General features: G+C 58.2%; 16 protein-coding genes and 6 pseudogenes. 12 read left to right on the top strand and 10 right to left on the bottom strand.

Translation table 11 applies throughout. The features are described from left to right. Positions 1–242: pseudogene (locus ATY75_RS35295) on the top strand (hypothetical protein); the annotation flags it as partial. Positions 243–525: 283 nt separating this feature from the next. Here ATY75_RS35295 and ATY75_RS28810 read toward each other — a convergent pair. After that, the gene (locus tag ATY75_RS28810; RefSeq protein WP_088940137.1) at positions 526–2970 is read right to left on the bottom strand and encodes a glycoside hydrolase family 3 C-terminal domain-containing protein; all 2445 of its coding nucleotides are present in this window, start codon (positions 2968–2970) and stop codon (positions 526–528) included. A 468-nt stretch (positions 2971–3438) separates the two neighbouring features. Here ATY75_RS28810 and ATY75_RS35290 point away from each other — a divergent pair. Next, a pseudogene (locus ATY75_RS35290) lies at positions 3439–3619 on the top strand (hypothetical protein); the annotation flags it as partial. 409 nt (positions 3620–4028) lie between these two features. Here ATY75_RS35290 and ATY75_RS28795 read toward each other — a convergent pair. Then, complete coding sequence (locus ATY75_RS28795) at positions 4029–4895, bottom strand: ISAs1 family transposase (protein WP_237353332.1); 867 nt, start codon at positions 4893–4895, stop codon at positions 4029–4031. Here ATY75_RS28795 and ATY75_RS35630 point away from each other — a divergent pair. Then, positions 4866–5009 carry a hypothetical protein gene (locus ATY75_RS35630; protein ID WP_009994113.1) on the top strand — a complete coding sequence of 48 codons (144 nt, stop codon included), beginning with the start codon at positions 4866–4868 and terminating at the stop codon, positions 5007–5009. The two genes, ATY75_RS28795 and ATY75_RS35630, sit on opposite strands and share 30 nt — an antisense overlap. On the opposite strand, the pseudogene ATY75_RS35625 reads toward ATY75_RS35630, so the two are convergent. The 4 genes and pseudogenes from ATY75_RS35625 to ATY75_RS28780 form a co-directional block, all read right to left on the bottom strand. Then, positions 4967–5068, bottom strand: a pseudogene (locus tag ATY75_RS35625) (hypothetical protein); the annotation flags it as partial. The gene ATY75_RS35630 and the pseudogene ATY75_RS35625 sit on opposite strands and share 43 nt — an antisense overlap. A 114-nt stretch (positions 5069–5182) precedes the next feature. Continuing rightward, on the bottom strand, positions 5183–6088 hold the full coding sequence (locus ATY75_RS28790) for a LysR family transcriptional regulator (RefSeq protein ID WP_088940135.1): 906 nt from the start codon (positions 6086–6088) through the stop codon (positions 5183–5185). Positions 6089–6219: 131 nt separating this feature from the next. Then, a complete protein-coding gene (locus ATY75_RS28785; RefSeq protein ID WP_245317653.1) occupies positions 6220–7167 on the bottom strand; it encodes an SDR family oxidoreductase in 948 nt (315 codons plus the stop codon). 6 nt (positions 7168–7173) lie between these two features. Further along, positions 7174–7956, bottom strand: coding sequence for an SDR family NAD(P)-dependent oxidoreductase (locus tag ATY75_RS28780; RefSeq protein ID WP_190241440.1), 783 nt, complete (start codon positions 7954–7956; stop codon positions 7174–7176). A gap of 467 nt (positions 7957–8423) precedes the next feature. On the opposite strand from ATY75_RS28780, the gene ATY75_RS28775 reads away from it, so the two are divergent. The 4 genes from ATY75_RS28775 to ATY75_RS28760 all read left to right on the top strand — a co-directional run bounded on the left by ATY75_RS28775 (position 8424) and on the right by ATY75_RS28760 (position 12996). Beyond that, positions 8424–9275, top strand: coding sequence for an SDR family NAD(P)-dependent oxidoreductase (locus ATY75_RS28775; RefSeq protein WP_088940133.1), 852 nt, complete (start codon positions 8424–8426; stop codon positions 9273–9275). A 7-nt stretch (positions 9276–9282) separates the two neighbouring features. Beyond that, positions 9283–10008: a RibD family protein gene (locus tag ATY75_RS28770; protein ID WP_348627420.1), complete on the top strand. Its 726-nt coding sequence runs from the start codon at positions 9283–9285 to the stop codon at positions 10006–10008. A gap of 619 nt (positions 10009–10627) precedes the next feature. After that, a complete protein-coding gene (locus ATY75_RS28765) occupies positions 10628–12577 on the top strand; it encodes a multicopper oxidase domain-containing protein (RefSeq protein ID WP_088940131.1) in 1950 nt (649 codons plus the stop codon). A 26-nt stretch (positions 12578–12603) separates the two neighbouring features. After that, the gene (locus ATY75_RS28760; RefSeq protein WP_004674379.1) at positions 12604–12996 is read left to right on the top strand and encodes a hypothetical protein; all 393 of its coding nucleotides are present in this window, start codon (positions 12604–12606) and stop codon (positions 12994–12996) included. Between the two features lie 77 nt (positions 12997–13073). Here the strand turns inward: ATY75_RS28760 and ATY75_RS28755 are convergent. The 4 genes and pseudogenes from ATY75_RS28755 to ATY75_RS28735 all read right to left on the bottom strand — a co-directional run. Further along, positions 13074–13741, bottom strand: a pseudogene (locus ATY75_RS28755) (IS66 family transposase zinc-finger binding domain-containing protein); the annotation flags it as partial. 47 nt (positions 13742–13788) lie between these two features. Further along, positions 13789–14076, bottom strand: coding sequence for a hypothetical protein (locus tag ATY75_RS28750; RefSeq protein ID WP_088940130.1), 288 nt, complete (start codon positions 14074–14076; stop codon positions 13789–13791). Between the two features lie 326 nt (positions 14077–14402). Continuing rightward, positions 14403–14630: pseudogene (gene tnpB / locus ATY75_RS35500) on the bottom strand (IS66 family insertion sequence element accessory protein TnpB); the annotation flags it as partial. A gap of 224 nt (positions 14631–14854) precedes the next feature. After that, positions 14855–15322 (bottom strand): avidin/streptavidin family protein, encoded by a 468-nt coding sequence (locus tag ATY75_RS28735; RefSeq protein WP_004674376.1) that lies wholly within the window; start codon positions 15320–15322, stop codon positions 14855–14857. Positions 15323–15511: 189 nt separating this feature from the next. Between ATY75_RS28735 and ATY75_RS34290 the strand changes: the two are divergent. The 5 genes and pseudogenes from ATY75_RS34290 to ATY75_RS28715 form a co-directional block, all read left to right on the top strand. Next, positions 15512–15613: pseudogene (locus tag ATY75_RS34290) on the top strand (transposase domain-containing protein); the annotation flags it as partial. A gap of 278 nt (positions 15614–15891) precedes the next feature. Further along, a complete protein-coding gene (locus ATY75_RS28730; protein ID WP_088940129.1) occupies positions 15892–16539 on the top strand; it encodes an FAD binding domain-containing protein in 648 nt (215 codons plus the stop codon). Between the two features lie 186 nt (positions 16540–16725). Further along, positions 16726–17010: a 2Fe-2S iron-sulfur cluster-binding protein gene (locus ATY75_RS35620; protein ID WP_348627419.1), complete on the top strand. Its 285-nt coding sequence runs from the start codon at positions 16726–16728 to the stop codon at positions 17008–17010. After that, complete coding sequence (locus ATY75_RS28720; protein WP_004674371.1) at positions 17007–17768, top strand: N-acyl homoserine lactonase family protein; 762 nt, start codon at positions 17007–17009, stop codon at positions 17766–17768. The genes ATY75_RS35620 and ATY75_RS28720 overlap by 4 nt, the downstream gene beginning before the upstream one ends. Before the next feature lie 120 nt (positions 17769–17888). Beyond that, positions 17889–18131, top strand: coding sequence for a hypothetical protein (locus ATY75_RS28715; RefSeq protein WP_245317650.1), 243 nt, complete (start codon positions 17889–17891; stop codon positions 18129–18131). Positions 18132–18397 lie beyond the last annotated feature (266 nt).

The following is an 18397-nucleotide window of genomic DNA, read 5'->3' as shown; positions in this document are numbered from 1 at the left end:
GGCTGGTGATGACGACCGTCGATCACGATTTACTCATCGCGACACTCGATCGGCTAAAGCTGACGGCGATCCGCGATCAACTCGACACGTTGCTGGACGAGGCGGCCCGCTCGAAGATGACGTTGCGGGCCGCAACCGGCTCCAACGCTACGCAAGATGAAGGCTTCGCGTTTCCGCCGGTTGCTCACACCGCGCCACTTGGCGTATTCAAAACCGCCGAGGCTCTAATCGCCGCCGGATGAAAATTCAGTGGCAGGTCACTTCTTCCATCCCTTGGTGTCCACCTATTTGGGTGGACACCTCATGCCAAAGCTCACTCAATTGCAGAAGGTGCGGGGAAAATCGCGCTTACGATCGTTCAGAAAACATTGCCTGTTTTTGGAGGCGCAGGCGGTGTTTGGCCAGGCCATTAACCAAGTACCGGTTTTGAGGCATTCTCTCACTCAACTCACCCAGCTTCACCGCCAAAACTGCATACGTTGGAACTCAACCACTGCCCAATATGGTCATTGATTTGCGGCACATTCAGAGCGCCAAGACAGCGCCCTTTTGCGTGACAGTTAAACTCAAACGGATGTCGGTGGCCGAGAACCCAGCCATCACTGCAAATTCCCCCGCCTCTATCCGCCAACGCCGCTCGGTCGTGTCGAAGAAGGCAAATGTTCGGGCGTCAAGTATGAAACGCAACCTTCGTTTCTCACCGGGTTCCAGGGCAATTTTCGAGAAGGCTTTCAGCTCTTTAACCGGTCTGGGTATAGATGCTTCAACATCGCCGACATAGATTTGCACCACTGCCGAACCTGGCCGCTCGCTGATGTTGGTCAATTCCAGTGTCACCGTCACCGCGCCGGCAGCGTCCGGTAGCCCTACCGTCAGGTCCGACATCGCAAAGCTTGAATAACCGAGACCATGACCGAACGGGAACAGCGGCTTAATGCCGTGGCGGTCGTAGTGCCGATAACCGACGAACACACCTTCGTCATATCGCACATGGCCGTCCTTACCTGGATAGACCGCGTCATCCGCGGTATGTGTGGGGTTGTCAGCCCAGCGCACGGGGAAGGTCTGTGCCAGTCGGCCCGAGGGCTCGGCCTTGCCGAGGAGCACATCGGCGATCGCGTTGCCAGCCTCCTGTCCGGGATACCAGCATTGCAGTACTGCACGAGCACCGGAAAGCCAGGGCATTTCCACCGGTCCACCGGTTTGTAGTACGACGATCGTGTTCGGATTGGCCGCAATTACCGCCTCAACAAGCTGGTTCTGCAGACCGGGAAGTGCAATACCGCGAAGATCGGAGCCCTCGGTATCCCAGTCGCCCGTTCTGCCCACGAAGACTACCGCATGATCAGCCTTTGCCGCGACGGCTGCTGCCTCGGCAATCTCCGCTTCGGCCGAAAATCTGCCTATTCCTACCCGAATTGCAGCGATATAGAGGTTGACGTGGTCGTGCCGGGCGTACTCGGCGACGACCTCGTATGTACGGCCGGCTTCGAGCGTGATTTCACCCACGACCTCTTCGCAGCCTTCTTCAAAGAATGTGGTACCACGTATCCAGGAAGCCCAAGCGTCCACCACAAGTCTGCCGTCCACATAGACCCGGCCAAGCCCGGCCGAGGTTAGTCCGACGCGATAGATGCCGGCTTCCGAGGCTGTGAAGATGGTGCGCATTCTAGCCGAAAAGCGAAGGGGATCGACAAAGCCCTCGGCCACGGGGGGCAACCATACACCAAGGCTCGACGGTTCCTCGACGACCTTCACCGGTTCGCCAGCTAGCTCCCTTCCTTGGAAAAACTCGAAGGTTGTGGGGTTTTCGATTAGCGGCTGAAACCGATAATTGTTGCAACCCTGAGCGTAGCACAAATTCTCCTCACCCAGCGCGTCCACCAGCCCCTGCCACGGACTGATGACATAGTGAGGGTTCAACTGCGCCGAGCCGCCTCCCATCACCTGCGCGACCTTAGCATTGGGTCCAATGATGGCGACCATACCTTGCTGAGCCAATGGCAGGATCCCGTCATTCTGTAGCAGAACTGCGCTTTCCGCTCCCGCGCGCCTGATCAATGCCCTATGTTTCGGTCGATCAATGGCGTACTCCTTAAACTCGCGATGATCGTTGATAGCGCCGGTGCGTTCCATCAAAGTCAGGATATTGCGCACACAGGCGCGGATCGTCTCGACACTAACCTCGCCGCCTTCGACCGCAGCCAGTAGCTTGGAGCCGCGATCGCGAGTCGGGCCCGGCATCTCCAGATCCAGCCCGGCATTCACGGTGGGTGCGGTCGAACGCGAGCCGAACCAGTCCGACATCACCACGCCGTTAAAACCCCAGTCACCGCGCAGAACCTCGTTCAACAGCCAATGGCTTTCCGCCGTGTAAGTACCGTTTAGCTTGTTATACGAAGACATCACGGCCCAGACCTTTGCCCGCTTCACCGCCGTCTCAAAGGGTATCAGGTAGACTTCGCGCAGCGTGCGTTCATCGATATCTGAAGAGATGGTTGTACGTTCAATCTCGGACTCGTTGCCGACGAAATGTTTTATCGTGGCACCGACTTTCGTGGACTGCAGACCTTCGATATAGCCGACTGCAAGTTCCGCCGTCAGGATCGGATCCTCAGAGAAGCACTCAAAGTTGCGGCCGTTTGTGACGCTACGCTGGATGTTAACGGTGGGGGCTAACGAGACGTGGGCACCTTTTGAAAGAACCTCGTCACCTAGGGCACTGCCGATTTCCTTGGCTAGATCCGGGTTCCAACTCGCTCCGATGGCGATGCCCACCGGGAAAGCCGCTGCAGTCACACCTCCGACAAAAGACCCCGCCCCGCGGGCGCCGTTGGGGCCGTCGGTCAAGCGCAATCTCCCTATCCCTAGGCGGTCGATGGGCGGTAAAGACCAGAACGTATCGCCGGAAAGTAGCGAGACCTGCTCCGCCAAGGTCATATTATCGAGCAATGCTTTCTTATCAATCATCTTCTCTGCTTCTTGAATCTCAATACTTACCTGTCCCAGATCGGCATCTCGAGATGCATATTGGGGAAGCTGGTGATCTCGGCGCCATGGAGCCGTCCATCCATAAAAAGGACGCCCGTTTGTTCATCAAGGCGTCGCGTCCCGCCGTCGCGAGGACGACGACATGTTCGAAGCCTTCACATAGCCGAGATGCGGTCACCGCTTTCCATTGAAAACAAGGGACATCGCGGCAATCGATTTCAGCAGTGAAAGTTGTGCCGGCTGCGGCAGCGCCGGTTCTGTTACGGAGTTATTCCTCCGCAAGTTTGTGAGACAGTTTGAACCTTAGCAAGCTTTATCAGACAATCTGTTGACAGACAACCTCGGTCGCGCAGCTTTCGTGTCGTCATTGATGATTCGATGCTTCCCTCGGAGGCGGATCCCGATTGATGAAGTTTCTTCACCGCCTATGGACAAGGATCGACCACAATGGACAGGCTGTTGTCCCGTTTCCGGCTACAGAGTAATCATTTTCGTACTGTCTTTCATAATCAGCATTTGCGCGGTGGGGTTTTCGGGGCACTACGCCGCGGGTCTCCTACAAGGCCGCCTGGAAACCTCGAGCGAGGTGATGCAGGTGCTCTCGGGTTTCCGTGACGTCTCCGCCTCGTCCGTCTGCATCGCCCTCACGCCGTGCTTGAATCCTCCCTACATATGAAGGCATTTCCGGTTGATATCGATCCAGATTGTCTGAGAGCTACCAGTATTCGTTGATCCTGCCGTTATAGCTTTGCCTGCTCGTCTGCACAAATTTAGATATCGAGAGATCAAAAACGGGCGCCTGGAGGAGAGCCGTGGCAGTACCGCATTCGTACCGGCTGGTTGTGTCAGACAGCCGAAGACTTGCGGATTCTCTACCATCATGGATGGCCTCGGCTCAGAGAGGGATCGGAGGCTGTCACGTATTTTTTTCCGCTTTCGGCATGTTAAAGGATGCCAGGCGATCTTGCTGCCAATTATTTTTCTGGCTGCGAGCGACCGCTTTCTGCCGGCACTCAAATTCCCCTGGTGAAGCAGGGCTATCGCATATGAGCGATGATAGAGATGAGGAACTGATCGTCCCACCCTGCCTTCTTGATCTTTCGACGAATGGAGGCCTTATCTGGATGGGCTCGGATGAGGTTGAGGGCAATCTTTCGTAACAGAGCAATGTTTGCCGGTCCGTGATCCTTACGGTTTCTGGCGGCATCCTCGCGGAACTGGACGTCGAGCACCCAGTGCAGTTTGTTTTCGATCTGCCAATGAGTTCTGGTTACCTCGATCAGGGCGGCAGCCGACATGACGGTGGAGAGCAGGAAGTAGCGGACATGGCTGGTCAGACGGCCATCGGCATGACGGCTTGTGGCCTCGACGGATCCGATGGCCTGCAGGCCGGGGAAGTCGATGTCATTGACGGCGACGATGCAGGCACGGCGTCTCTCGCAGCGGTCATGGTCATTCTCGGCGGCGGTCTGGACGCCGAGTGGCTCGACGTCGTCCAGACGAGCAATCGTCTGTGCCAGGAGGCCGGGCTGATTGGCCTTCAACGCCAGGGCATAGTCGCCGCCGGCGGAAAGGATGGCATGAGCGGTATCGGCGCGGCAATGCAGGGCATCGGCGGTGACGATGGCACCTTCCAGCGACAAAAGCGCAAGCGCATCGAGCGCCCCTTGGACCTCGTTGCGGCCCGGCGCGGTCTGTTGGCCGATGACCAGGCCGCAACCGGCAGCCCAGACCTTGACGAGGGGCAGCGGCGTCGCCTCGTACCGCCTTGCCGTCGACCGCCACCACGCCTTCCATGCCCTTTGCAAAGGCTTCGGTAAAGCGGCTTCGAAGGCAACCTGATTGAGGCAGCGGAAAACGGTGGAGAAGGTGCCATGGCCGGCGATGCCATAGGGCAGCGGCACGATCGTCTTGAGCCACTTCTTTTTGGAAATGCCGAATCGGCCATGTCGGCGCAGCTTTCGGCGCCGCAAACGATCGCGGCAATGGCAATGAACAGGATCGACATCAGCGGATGACGTGTGTTGCGCTCCCGAGGGTCGGGCAGATCTTTAAAACAGGTGGCAAATCGATTCATCCGAACCTCCAAATTATCGGAGAGTTCTTGAGTCGATTTGCCTCAGCAAAACAACTCCTTACCATCCATATGCGATTCTCCTGCCTGGTGAAGCTGTCTCGTCTGGCCGTCACTTCAATCGCCCGCAACCGGCGCCTTAAGGTAGTCGAGAAACGTCCGGAGAGCGGACGGCACCTGTCGATGCGAAACGTAGTATGCATGAAAACCCGGCCCGGTAGAGGTCCAGTCCGGCAGCACGACTTCGAGTGAACCGGCCGCAAGTTTGTCCTCGACCCGGGCCTGCAGGCAATAAAAGAGACCGCCTCCCTCCTCCGCCATGCGGATAGATAGTTCCGAATCTCCGAGCGTGAGAAATCCCGGAACGTCGAGAGAAACCATGCGATCGCCGTCGCCAAGTTCCCATTTGCAGAGGTGATCCGTACCGGTTCGGATCCGGATGCACTCGTGCGTCAAGAGATCTTCCGGCCGCGCGGGCCGCCCTCGTTCGTTGAGATAGGCCGGAGAACCGACTACGATCCATTCGAGTTCGGATGTCAGACGCGACGCGATCATCCCCTCGGGAACCGTTCCCCCATAACGGATGCCCGCGTCAAAACCTTCGGCGACCATATCGATGAAGCGATCCTCGACGCTGACTTCGACCTCGACATCTGGGTAGCTCTTGCGAAAACTGTGCAGTCGAGGAGCGATCAGCAGCTCGGCGGCGTCACGCAGGGTGGTCACTCTCACTCTGCCCGTAGGCCCGCTCCTGAAACTGTCTAGGAGATCCATCGCAGCTTGAATGCCGAGGAAACGGGGCTCCAGTTCGGCAAGCAGCACTTCGCCGGCGGCGGTGAGACTGATGCTCCTGCTTGTCCGATGAAACAGACGGACGCCCAGACGGGCCTCCAAACCCCTGATCGAGTGGCTGAGGGCAGACCCGGAAACGCCGCGAAGCGCGGCGGCCTTTCGGAACCCCCCCGCACGCGCGATCGCGACGAAAGTTTCAAGGTCGGCCAGATCGGCCCGCGTTGATACCATGAGTTATGGATACTCGCACTTGTACTGAAAAAGATCGCCCTTGCCGGCGCCGACCTTGCTTCAGGCCGGCCGGCACCTTCAATCCTTATTTAACTGGCCCTGTATTTGGTATGTGATGGCCGAGGAAGCAGTCAAAAATTTGACCTAGTGATCCATGTTGGATCCTGCGAAGGACGGCGGAGATGGCCCGGTCGCTGAAAAACGAAAACGTCCGGGATTAGATCGTCATGCAATGAAGATCTTCGTGTCCACAGCCACGAGAGACGGCACCGGTTGGTTCCGCGAGGCGGTCTAACAGTCCCGGAGGTTCTAGTTCTGAGCTCTCGAAAACGCGGGCTACCAGTCCTGCCGGGTTGGATGGACGAAATGTCGTTGATCGTGATCTCCGGGGGCTGGTCTAGTGCATAGTCCACGGCTTCAGCCACCGACGACGGCGGAATACCCTGCTTGTTGAGCTCTCCGGCGATCTTTCTGCCCGTCTCGTCATGAACCTTGTCGGCCCAGCCGGTATCGATCACGCCAGGGCTGATCATAGACACTTGGATCCCGCTACCCACGCCCACCTCCTTCCTGAGGCTTTCGGTAATACCGCGTATGAAGAACTTCGTGGCTCCGTAAACCCCTGCCGCCTCGCCGACATGAACGTCGGCGATAGAGCTCATATTCAGGATGCGGCCGGACCGGCGCTCCAACATCGACGGCAGCACCGCGGCGATCGCATGCAGATAGCCACGCAGATTGGTATCGATCATCTTGTTCCAATCGCCGACGGCGGCATCCTTCCAATAGGAAAAGAGCATGAGGCCGGCATTGTTGACCAATATATCGACCGGGCCGTACGTCGTTGTGGCGAACGCGACGAGGGCCTTGGTACTCTCAAAATCCGTGGCATCAGCAACCTTGTAGCTGGCAATACCTCCCGAACCGGTGATGTCTTCGACGATCTGACTGAGGCGTTCCTCATTGCGGCCGGCAAGGACGACGCGCGCACCTTTTTCCGCCAATCCTCTGGCGGTCGCCGCTCCAATGCCCGAGGAAGCCCCTGTGACGATGGCGACCTTGTTTTTCAGATGTGACATGCTCCTTCACTGCGGTTGGGTCAATTCGGCTTGCCGCGCGGCTTTGACGGGCTCGGGGGTCGTCCGGTTTTCCAACACCTGGCGCTTGGTTTCCTGATCTCCGCCGACGATATGGTCGATGCCGTTCATGAGAGCCTCGAACCCCTGCTGGGCGACGAGCGTCTTGTCGTTTTTTTGTTGGCCACCGAGCTTCGTACCGCCCATTCCAGCGTTCGCGTGGAAGTCGCTGTTGGTGGCGCCCGGAAGGAGTGCCGTCACCGTGACCCCGGTCGAGCGCAACTCCTCGCGCAGAGATTCCGCGAACATATAACCAAATGCCTTCGACGGGCCGTAAACGGTTTCGTATGGCGTGGGCAGGGTCGCCGAAACCGAGGAGGTGATGAGAATCCTGCCGCGGCCGTTCTTGACCATATGTTGGACGACGCGTTTGGCCATATGGACGGTCCCGGTTACATTGATCGCAAGCAGGCGAAGCTCATCCTCGAGATCGTTATCGACGAAGGCGCCGCCAATACCGATACCGACGTTCAGAGCCGCGGCTTCCAAGGGGCGCCCCAGCCCCTGCGTAAAGGTCCAGAACCTCTCGACGCCATCGTACGTCGAGGCATCCGCTTTGAACGGATATGCTTCGGCATCAAGGCTTCGTAGCGCATCGGCGGCCTCGTTCACCTTGTCGCTTGAGCCTGAAATGGCGACATCGAATCCATTCTTGGCGAATTGTTTGCCAAGCTCGAAGCCTATTCCAGATGAGCCGCCCGTGATCATTGCGAGTGGTTTATTCCCTGTCATGATTTCACTCCTTTGGTTTGGTCAGCACCACGATCGTCTCGAGGCGCTGGTGACCAAATGCCCGTGGAGCCGATTGGTTACATGAGCAAAATTGATCGGGGCGGTGAGTGAAAATCATCCACCGATCTGGCAGGGACCAGGAGTGCGTTACCTTTTTGGTCCCGTCCGCGGTCGAACTGGCCAGGCATTCCCTACGTCACGAAGGCCCTTGAGTGAACACGGCTCATCGGTGCGTGCGATCCCGCTCACTTCAAGTAGCCGTCGCGCTACCCTATTCTTATAGTGCGATCGAACGGTCGTTCGCAGCCCGCGGATATGATCCGACGACCCAAGCGCCCGAGTAGCGTTGATGGACTTCTCTGCGCTGGTGCCATCGGCCGGCACGCTTCTCGGAGAAAAATTCCACGGCGACGGCTTGTCCGGCACACCTTCCAGCGGTGACGGTCCAATGACGGGAAAGACAAAAAATGAGCGAGAGAATGAACAGCGTCGTTGCTCCTGGCCGCGTTGCGGTCATCACGGGAGCTGCGAAGGGCATCGGCTTGGCAATCGCGAGGGCTCTCGCGGCCCGCGGCATGAAGCTCGCGCTGCTGGATCTCGACGCCGACGCACTTGAGGATGTTACTTCGACACTCGACACGGACATCCTGATCGTGAGCGGCGACGTATCAGATTTGTCGGCACTGACCAGGTTGCGGGACGAAACGATTTCGCGGTTTGGCGACGTGGCCGTCCTAGTAAACAACGCGGGCATAACGCAAGGAGCCGGCCCTTGGAACAATCCTGCAAAGTGGCGACGCCAGATCGATGTAACCTTCGGAGGTGTTCTGGCCGCGCAACACGCCTTCGTGCCCTACATGATCAAGGCAGCCCGACCATCGGCGGTCGTCAACATCGGCTCCAAGGAAGGAATTACAACTCCTCCAGGCAATGCCGCCTATTCGGTGGCAAAGGCAGCTGTCAAGGTGCTGACCGAACAGCTGTCGCACGAGCTTTTGAAGGAGACGGGAGGTCGTGTATCTGCTCATCTCCTCGTCCCTGGCTACACGTGGACACCCATGAACATCGCGCTCAAGCCGCAGGGCATTGCGAAGCCCGATGAGGCATGGACCGCAGAGCAACTGGTGGAATACTTCCTGGTCCGTCTGCTCGACGAGAATTTTTACATCATCTGTCCGGATAACGCGGTTACGTCTGCGATAGATGCCAGACGGATCCGCTGGGCGGCCGATGACATGATTCTGAACCGACCCGCGCTTTCACGTTGGCACCCCGACTGGATGGATAAATTCGCAGCCTGGTTGAAGGCAGGCCACTGACGGTGGAATGTTTGTAGAGGAGAGTAATCCAATGCCCAGACCCTATGTAATCTGTCACATGATGTCGCCGCTGGATGGCCGATTGATCGTCAATGATTGGGCCGAGGCAACCGGCCATTCGGTCGATGAGCTCGTGAAGATCTATGACGGCCTGCATGAGAAGATCGGTGCCGACGCCTGGCTTTCGGGAAGAGCGACGGGAGAAGAGTTCGCGGACGCCGTCGACCGCCCCTATCAAGCAACCGGCACAGCCGCGCGACCGATCCATATCGCCAACCCGGACGCCGGCGAGTTCGCTGTCATCGTGGATAAGGACGGTCGGCTACGCTGGGACAAGAGCGACATTGAGGGAGCTCACCTTGTGGTCCTGACAGGATCTGACGTGGATGATGCTTACCTGGCGGGCCTCACCCAGGCTGGCGTTTCCTATATCGTCTCGGAGAAAGATGGCGTCGATCTGAAAAACGCGCTTGACCTTCTTGGAACCGAGTTCGGTGTGAAGCGCTTGATGCTGGAAGGCGGGGCGCAAACCAATGGCCATTTCTTGAAGGCGGGTCTTGTTGACGAGGTCAGCCTGGTCACCTTCCCTGCGATCGGAGGCAAGTCGAATACACCGGCCATATTCGAGGGCGGCGAGGATGGGCTTGCCGGCAGGGCGAGGCTCACGTTTATCAGCGCCGAAGCCGCTGGCCTCGGCTCCGTGCATCTGAGATATCGCGTTGGACGTCCATAAGAGACGTCCATAGGAGAAGATTGTGGAAGGGCTCCCTCCTGCCGTCGTCGAAATGATCGTCGCGGAGCAGGGCGCGATACTCCCGAGCAAGCAACCTTGTTTCGAGATCGTCGCGCAGCGCAGAGAGCCGGAGGAACTGGCGTAGTCTGCCCGTGGTGTCTCTCCGATTAGGCGGTGTGTTGAACGGTATGTGACGCCGACATTAATGCCCGCGGCGGTGACCGCGATATGAGCGTCAAGGCGTTACTCGAGTGCAGCTCGACAAACAAACAAGGTGAGACGCGTATTGCCGCACGTAACGATGCTCCCCACAAAAATGTCGGGCCTACTACACCTGCTGTCAGGTTTGTCAGGTGCGCGCCATGGTGCTGTTCCGCCCGACTTCCTACCGCGCTCTCGTGGAAGTCCTTGAAGCATAGGCACAAGATTCCTTCTGAGGCTCGATCCGGCCAGAGTGGCATGAGTCTTGAAACTTTCTCGTCGCGCGGCGGCAGCTGTCTTCTCCCGAGAAAGCGCGCGAGTCAAAGTCGAATTGCAGGTGAACGCATGGTGACGCAGTAGAACTTTGTGGATGCGGTTCGACCCGGGGAAACTCCGGGCAGAGGTTTGGGAGGGTTGTTTGTCTGTGTCTGACAAAATTGCGATCTTCGGTATGGCGAGCGTTTTTTCGGTCACCCATGCGCTATTCGCAGTCGCTCAAGAGGCCAGGGCCGTGACTAACCCCCTGGCCTATATGCTGCAACCTATCACAAAATCCCAGGGGATGCTGAAAACCTTCGAACAAAGCCGGGAGACATTTCCGGGCGAGGTTCTGCTCGATATGAACGCTACCTATCTCGACCGACAGATCTACAATCCGGCCACGGCGCGGTACGACCACGTTAAACTGCGCGGCTATCAAGACGCCCGCCAGACCGGCTTATCCGGTGCCGACACGCCATTGGTTGGACCGACCATCGATCTACGGCCCGGTCAGACGGTGCGGGTAACGCTTCACAACCTGTTCCCTCAGGATTCCACCTGCGGCATCGGCGGTGGCAGTGCCAATACCCCCCATTGCTTCAACGGTACCAACCTGCATTCGCACGGTCTCTGGGTAAATCCGTCTGGCAATGGCGATAATGTGCTGATCTCAATCCGTCCCGGCGTTTCGTTCCAATATGAATACAACATCGCCGTTGAGCATCCCGCCGGCACCTTCTGGTATCACCCACACCTACACGGATCAACCGCATTGCAGGTGTCGAGTGGCATGTCCGGGGCGTTGATCATCCGTGGCGATCGCATGCCGACACCGACCGAGACTGGCGATATCGACCGCCTATTGAAGCAGCCGGGCGGCTCCGATATCGCCGAACGGGTTTTGGTGCTACAGCAGATTCAATATGCTTGCACCGATAACAATGGCGACATCACTTATGATTGCCAGCCAGGACAGGTGGGCGGCATCGAAAGCTACGATCAGTTCGGACCTGGCAGTTGGCCGGCTTCGGGCCGCTTCACCAGCGTCAACGGCCAGGTGCTTGGTCAGTTGGCATCAGCGGAGGCTGGCTCGGTCGAGCGGTGGCGGATGATACACGCCGGGGTTCGCGACACCATCAATTTCGAAATCCGGCGCAAGACCGGGACGACCGCGTTCCGCACGCTTGCGGCAGCGGACACCGACAGATGGATCGACCAGAATTGCGGCAAGGATACTATTCCGTATGGGGTGGTGGCCCAGGACGGGCTGACAATGGCGCAGGTGCAGATGCGGCAGCAAGCGATCCTGCAACCGGGCTACCGCGTTGACGCGCTGGTGGTGTTGCCAGGAGCGGGTGACTACTGCATCATCGATGGCGCCGCACCGGCAGCGGCCAGCGTCAACCAGGAGGCTCCAAGCCGACGGCTTCTCGGCATAGTCACTGCAGTAGGCGGCCATGCCGTCAATGGCGAGATCGGCACCTATCTGCAGGATTGGCTGATTTCGGCGGCTGAGCGCACGATGTCACAGAATGTCGCCGGCAAGGTTATCGATGACCTCAAGAACGAGATGTCGCTCTCAAGCTTTATTCCCCATCCGGACATCGACGCGGGCGAGGTCACCGGCGAGCAGCAACTGGTGTTTAACATCGATGTGAAACAGCCGGGTGCCACCTTCTTCGAGGTTGACGGCAAACCTTATGATCCCAACCGCATCGACCGGACGTTGCCGCTGAGCGGAGTCGACGAATGGACGCTCCGCTCGGATTTCGTCAGCCACCCATTCCATATCCATGTCAATCCGTTTCAGATCATCAAAATTGTCGATGCGGCCGGCAACGATGTCAGCGCGCTTGGCGCCGATGACGACGGCGATCCGCAATATCCAGGCTTGAAAAATGTCTGGAAGGACACGCTGTGGATCAAGAATCCCGGCACCGATCCGTCGGCGCGCTACACGATCACCGTGCGGACGGACTACCAGCGCTATATCGGCGAGTTCGTTCTGCATTGCCACATCCTCGATCATGAGGACCAGGGCATGATGCAGAACATCAGGATCACCCTGCCGGACGGCCAGGGTGGCACCGTTTCCGGCCATCATTAGGGCGTCGATCGCCATTGGGAGGAACTATGAGCTTCACTGGCACTTGGAGTTATCGCAGCCTGATCAACAATCCTGATTTATCGGTTGATTTCAATGCACTGGAATTTGGCCAGGGAACGCTGGTGCTGACCGAGTTGGCTCGGCGCAAGGTCGGCGGAACCATTGGTGGGCCTGGGTGGTCGCTGGAATTGACCGGTACGGTGCGTCCGGGAGACCCTGTCGAGCTGCAATTCACTGGAAAGGGCGATGTGGCCGGCGAGACCTGGATCTACAGCTATCGCGGCTACATCGTGCCGAACTGGCCGAATGGCGTCGATCAAAGGGACGCCATTGTCGGTAGCATCGTCCGCGACGTCCCGCATTCGCATGGGGTCGCCGCAGCCGGCTACGTTGCCTCCTGGTATGCCGTGCGACAGTGATGCTCCAGCATTTGCCGCAGCTCGAAGACATTCGGATCAACATTCACCGGCCAGGGTCTGGGTCGACGGACCGATGCCTCACATTTGAACCGCGTGCTCTGGCAGTTCAGCGGGATGTGCTGCCCGAACTTGTCGAACACGATCGTCGCCAGCAACTGAGGGCCGATGAAGCCGCGCGGGCGTCGCATGGAACGGTGCGGGAGCCTGACTGATCGCCTCGCAATCGCGGCAGGTAAATTTCTCGCGCACCGTCTCGATCACCTTGAATCGGCGCGGGGTATCCTCCAGCGTTTCCGTCACATCCTCGCCCAGCTTCGACAGCCGCGAGCCGCCACAGCAGGCACATGCCGTCGACGCTTCGATGACGATGCGTGCGCGCTCGACGTCTTTGGGCCACGCCTTGCGCACTGGACGCTTGCGGGCGAAGGCGCGCACGGACTGCGTTCTGGCCGCGGCCTCTTGGACGCTCAGTTCGTCCTCGGCGGCCTACGCCACGAGCTCTTCGAGCTGCAAATTCCAACTGATCGATCAGCCGCTACGTGCGCTCGCGGCGCGGCCCGTGCTTCTCGCGCTCCAGCTTGCCGATCAGCAACTGCAAACGCACGTTGAGCGCCTCAATGCTCGACAGCCGCGCCTTCGCGTTGGCCGCGTCCGCCTCAGCTTGCAGCCGCGCAGCACGTTCGGCCAGCAGCGCCGGATGAGCGCTGGCAAGGTCCGATGGCAGGGTAAGCGGCGGCAATGTCATAACGACATTGAATCAGATTTCTCAACAATCTCAATGCAAATATTGAGTCAAACCCGGCTGGGGCGCCAGGTTTCCTGCCGTGCGCGCCAGTTAATTCCCTCCAGCGACAACGCATGTTGATGCCCCTCCTGGTGAGGCTGAATGATTCTCAGATCGAGTTGATGAATGGTACGGTTGCGAAGGTCGCGAACCGCGTTGACGACCGCCGGGGAATTTTGGAATAAATATGCTCCGGTTGATTGCTGGTCGATGAGCAGGCGCTTCCGCCTGATTTGAACGTAAATCCAATTGACGGGAATATCGAGCCTGGCGGCAAGTTGTACGGCGCTGAGCAAACTAGGTTCGTGTGTCCATCTGTTGCGCTGTGCCTTTACCTAGATGCCCGCTGCAAGGCGGAGGCGTTGCACAGTGATTGGCAAAACCTTCTCCTCACAATTGGGCGAATGGTGTCCTTCGCGCGTCAGTATTTCAGGCTTCGACATATCCCTGTGTCGCAGACACGGGTATCAGCAAGGTCGATCCACCACGATGTTCAACCTCATACGACGGCGCGAAGTTGCCGCCTCTACGTCCCACCTCACGGATCACATTAAAGGAGCGTCCAAATAACGGATGGCTCGGATCCAGCACCTCGATCTTGTCCGGTGATGATTCGTCAGACTCACAAGCAGGGATATTTCTGTAGACCTTCGAGCAGATAACCGAGCTGCGCCGGTGTGATCACCACCGTGCCGTCAGCGGCTGACGGCCAGATGAAGCGGCCGCGCTCCAGCTTCTTCGTGAACAGACAAGCGCCCTGGCCGTCACGCTAGATAAACCCTCCTCGCTCCAATTTTTTCGTGAACAGGCAGGCCCCCTGGCCATCGTGCCAAACGACCTTGATCAGATCGCCGCGTTTGCCCCAAGGCGGCGCATCCTCGGATGCTTACTTTTGTCCGGAAAGCTTGCCGTTTTGGCCGCATTGAACTCATCAAATAAGGATTTGCGCCGCGCGGACGAGCACGCGGCGCTTTTATTCGGCAGGGAAAGCAGCTTCGTCTAAGCCTTTGGCCATATTCGATGAATTCTTGCTCCACAATCTCTGACGGGCCAGCGCCGGCAGGGCAGAGTAGATTAATCCTTCAAGAGGCTTTTGTTCTCAGTCGTCGGCACGTACTGGAAAGTGTCTTGTCCTTGCTCAATGGCCGGACCGGAGCCGCCTTCGTAAGCGAGGTTCCAGCTCGTGACTATCTCAGTGTTGTTGCCGTTGACCTGTGCGTAGCCGGTCCATCCGGTTGCGGAATTGCAGTTCTCCGTCGAATTGTTCCAGCCGACCGAAAATGCGATGAACGTCCCGTTTACCCTTCCTGTTAGCGGATAGGGCGAGTTCTGGCATCCGGTGCCCTGGGCTCTGTTTACATATTGGCCGGAGACATTTCCGAACGAGTCGACTTGAATGATCATCGTCGAGCCGGACTGGTTCTGCCAACTACTGGAAGCCGATGCGATGCTTGAAAAATCCTTGAAGTTGCTTGCATCGAAAGCAAGAGCTGAGGTTGCTACAGCAAACACAAGTGCTGCAACTGCATTAGTACGGATCATGGTTTTTCCTCCTGATGTGCGCCGACCGTCGGCGATCGTACCGAAGGTTGCATATAAACTCGTAATAATCAATCAATCCGAGTAGCAATTTCCCGGGTTGAGAAAACCGAAAGACGGGCCGCACGTTGCGTGGCGCGGCCCGAGAACGAGCATCAGGAGTGAAGACTTACACGATGCAAATTACCAACGGGATAGCGCAACGCTAATATCTTGACCATCATTGGAACGGACAAACTGCATGGCCGCAACCCCGAGAGCTACCTCACGGACGTCCTAACCCAGATCAAAGATTAACCGGTAGATAGGCTTGAAGACCTGTTGACGTGGAATATGCTTCCGACGGTCTCCACTGCGCAAAAGGCCGCCTGATGGCTCGTTCGATGCATATCTGCACGATCGAAGACGTGGCCACCATGACCGGCGAGAACCTCGAACTGCTCAGAGAGATCGTATCCATCCGAGCAGGGCCGCGGGATTTTGGGCGCCGCGCGTAGTAACGTCGGTTCATGGAGATCGGATCGAACTGCACGGAGATCGGGTGAGAATCGGCGCCGACGGTACGCCATCACATGACCGCGACAGACCCGATCATCCGCCAACACTTGCCGATCGTGCATGAGGCGATGCATCACGTCACCCATATGACCGTGCGCAACCGCGGCACCTTCGGCGGCAGCGTCGCGCATGCGGATCCAGCGACCGAGATGCCGATGATGACACGGTTCCTCAGTGGGACGGTCATCGCCTCCTCTCAGCGCGGCAGACGCGAAATACCTGCAGCCGATTTTTTTGTCGGATCGCTGGTCAACTCGTTGGAACCGGACGAGTTTGTAATTCGCGTCGAGCTCGACGCGATGAGACCGGATGCCGGATGGGGATTTGAGGAGTTTGCAAAACGCCACGGGGACTTCGCACTCGCTTGCTTTGCGACGACGCTGCATTGTGTAGATGGCAGGGCGTCTGACGTTCGCGTTGGCATGATGGGCGTTGGTGAAACCCCGCTGCGGCTTGAAGAGATCGAGGGCATCATCGAGGTGACGGATGTTTCCGAGCCGGCTCTCGATACGGTGGCGGATCGCCTGGCTGGAATCCTCACGCCCAACACGGATATCCATGCCTCTGCAGATTACCGCAGGCGTCTCTCAGGCGTCCTTGCCAAACGGGCCCTTCGCGCCGCCTGGAGCCGCGCGAACCACGAAAGGCTTCAAGCAAGATGAGTGAGAAGACGATCACCGTCAGCGTCAACGAAGCGTATATGACGCGCACGATCGAAGCACGAACGCTGCTGAGCCACTTCCTGCGCCAGGATCCTTTGCCTGACCGGAACCCATGTCGGGTGCGAACATGGCGTTTGCGGTGCCTGCACCGTCATTCTCGATGGAAGGAGCGCACGCTCCTGTCTGATGCTTGCAGTGCAGGCAGACGGGAGCGAAATCGAAAACCATGGCCAGGGAAGCGCCGATACTCGGACGAATCCAAGAAGCGTTCCGCCAGCATCATGGCCTGCAATGCGAATTTGTAGGCCCAGTTTCATCGTGGCGATCATCGACCTTCTTCGCCACCATCCGCTGGAAACCGATGATAAGATCAGGGAAGCGCTCTCAGGAAACATCTGTCGTTGTACGGGCTATGAAAACATCGTCAACGCCGTCCGCGAACTGGCTAGCAAGAGAGGACCTTTAAGATGAAGATGCATTTTCTCGAGGCCGGCCGGCTTCGTATGCGCCGGTCCATTTACGTCCCTGGGGCGCTGAAGGAAGAAGCGATTGAATTGCCGGTTCACGCCACCCTGATGCGCCATCCCCAAGGCAACGCGCTGTTCGATAGCGGATGCAATCCAGAGGCCGCCATCGATCCAGGCGCGCGATGGGGTGGGTTAAGCAAGGTTATGACCCCGATCTTTTCGCCAGAGCGGACGGTCGTTCATCAGTTGAAGACTCTTGCTCTCGATCCCGAGGACATAGATGTTGTGATCTGTTCACATCTGCATCCCGATCATTGCGGCTGCAACGCGTACTTTCGGCGCGCAACGATCCTCTGCCACGAAGCGGAGGCGCAGGCCGCCACGGCAAGCGGTGCAGAAAATCAAGGCTATCTTCGAGGAGAATGGGACCAGCCCCAGGGTTTCCAGACCTTCAATGCCGAGCATGACGTCTTTGGCGACGGGCGCATCGTCTTGCTGCCCATGCCGGGTCATACCCCCGGAATGACCGTCGCCCGTGTCGAGCTGGAAAAAGATGGTTCATTTATACTCGCTTCAGATGCTGCCCCGCTCCAGGCGAGCGTCGACACCGGTATCGCTCCGAGAAATACTTGGAACATCGAACTCGCCGCAGAGGCACTCGCTCGCCTGAAAGCTCTTCGGGAGCGGGGAGCTTCTATCATTTTCGGCCACGACGACGCGCAATGGCAAGAGTTGCGAAAGGGTGTGGAGTTCTACGAATGAGCCAGCAGGACCATTCCGTCGAGCTGCGGCCCAAACTTGTCGGCAAGCGGGACAAGCGCACCGAAGATCCAGGTCTGCTGACGGGTGTTGGTCAGTATGTCGATGACATGGCGCCGCGGTATGTTGCATATCGCATTGCGACGCTCCGACCAGCCACATGCCCGAATCCTGAACATCGATGTCGGCGATGCGTTCTCGGTGCCCGGCGTCGTCGCGATCTATGACGCGAGCGACCTGGAAGGAGAGATCAAACCTGCCATACCGACCTCGCGTATGCCTGGTTATTACGCCACCCCCATATGGCCACTTGCACGCGGGAAAAGGTGGCCGTTCTACTGGATCGTGTCCCAGTACGTGGCGTAGGTGACGGTAGGGAGTAAAGCCGAGCGCCCGCGCGTTTCATTGCGCTGTAGCGGGTGATCGGCTTTGCGGGCGGCCATCCTCATCAGCGATGCTTTCCGCCGCCACCCTGGCCGCCGAGCATTCCAGCTCCGTCTCGACCTTGTAACTTCCCTTTACCCGCTATTGGCGTAGTACTGCCTATTGCGGTGGCGGATGGAAGACCGTTGCACCTTTGGGACACCAAGCCCGTGGGAGAGCCTGGGTCTCCGTCCGCCGTTCCATTGAAC

This window comes from Rhizobium sp. N122 (genome assembly GCF_002211295.1).
Taxonomy (GTDB): Bacteria; Pseudomonadota; Alphaproteobacteria; order Rhizobiales; family Rhizobiaceae; genus Rhizobium.
This window is presented reverse-complemented; position numbering and strand designations above follow the sequence as displayed.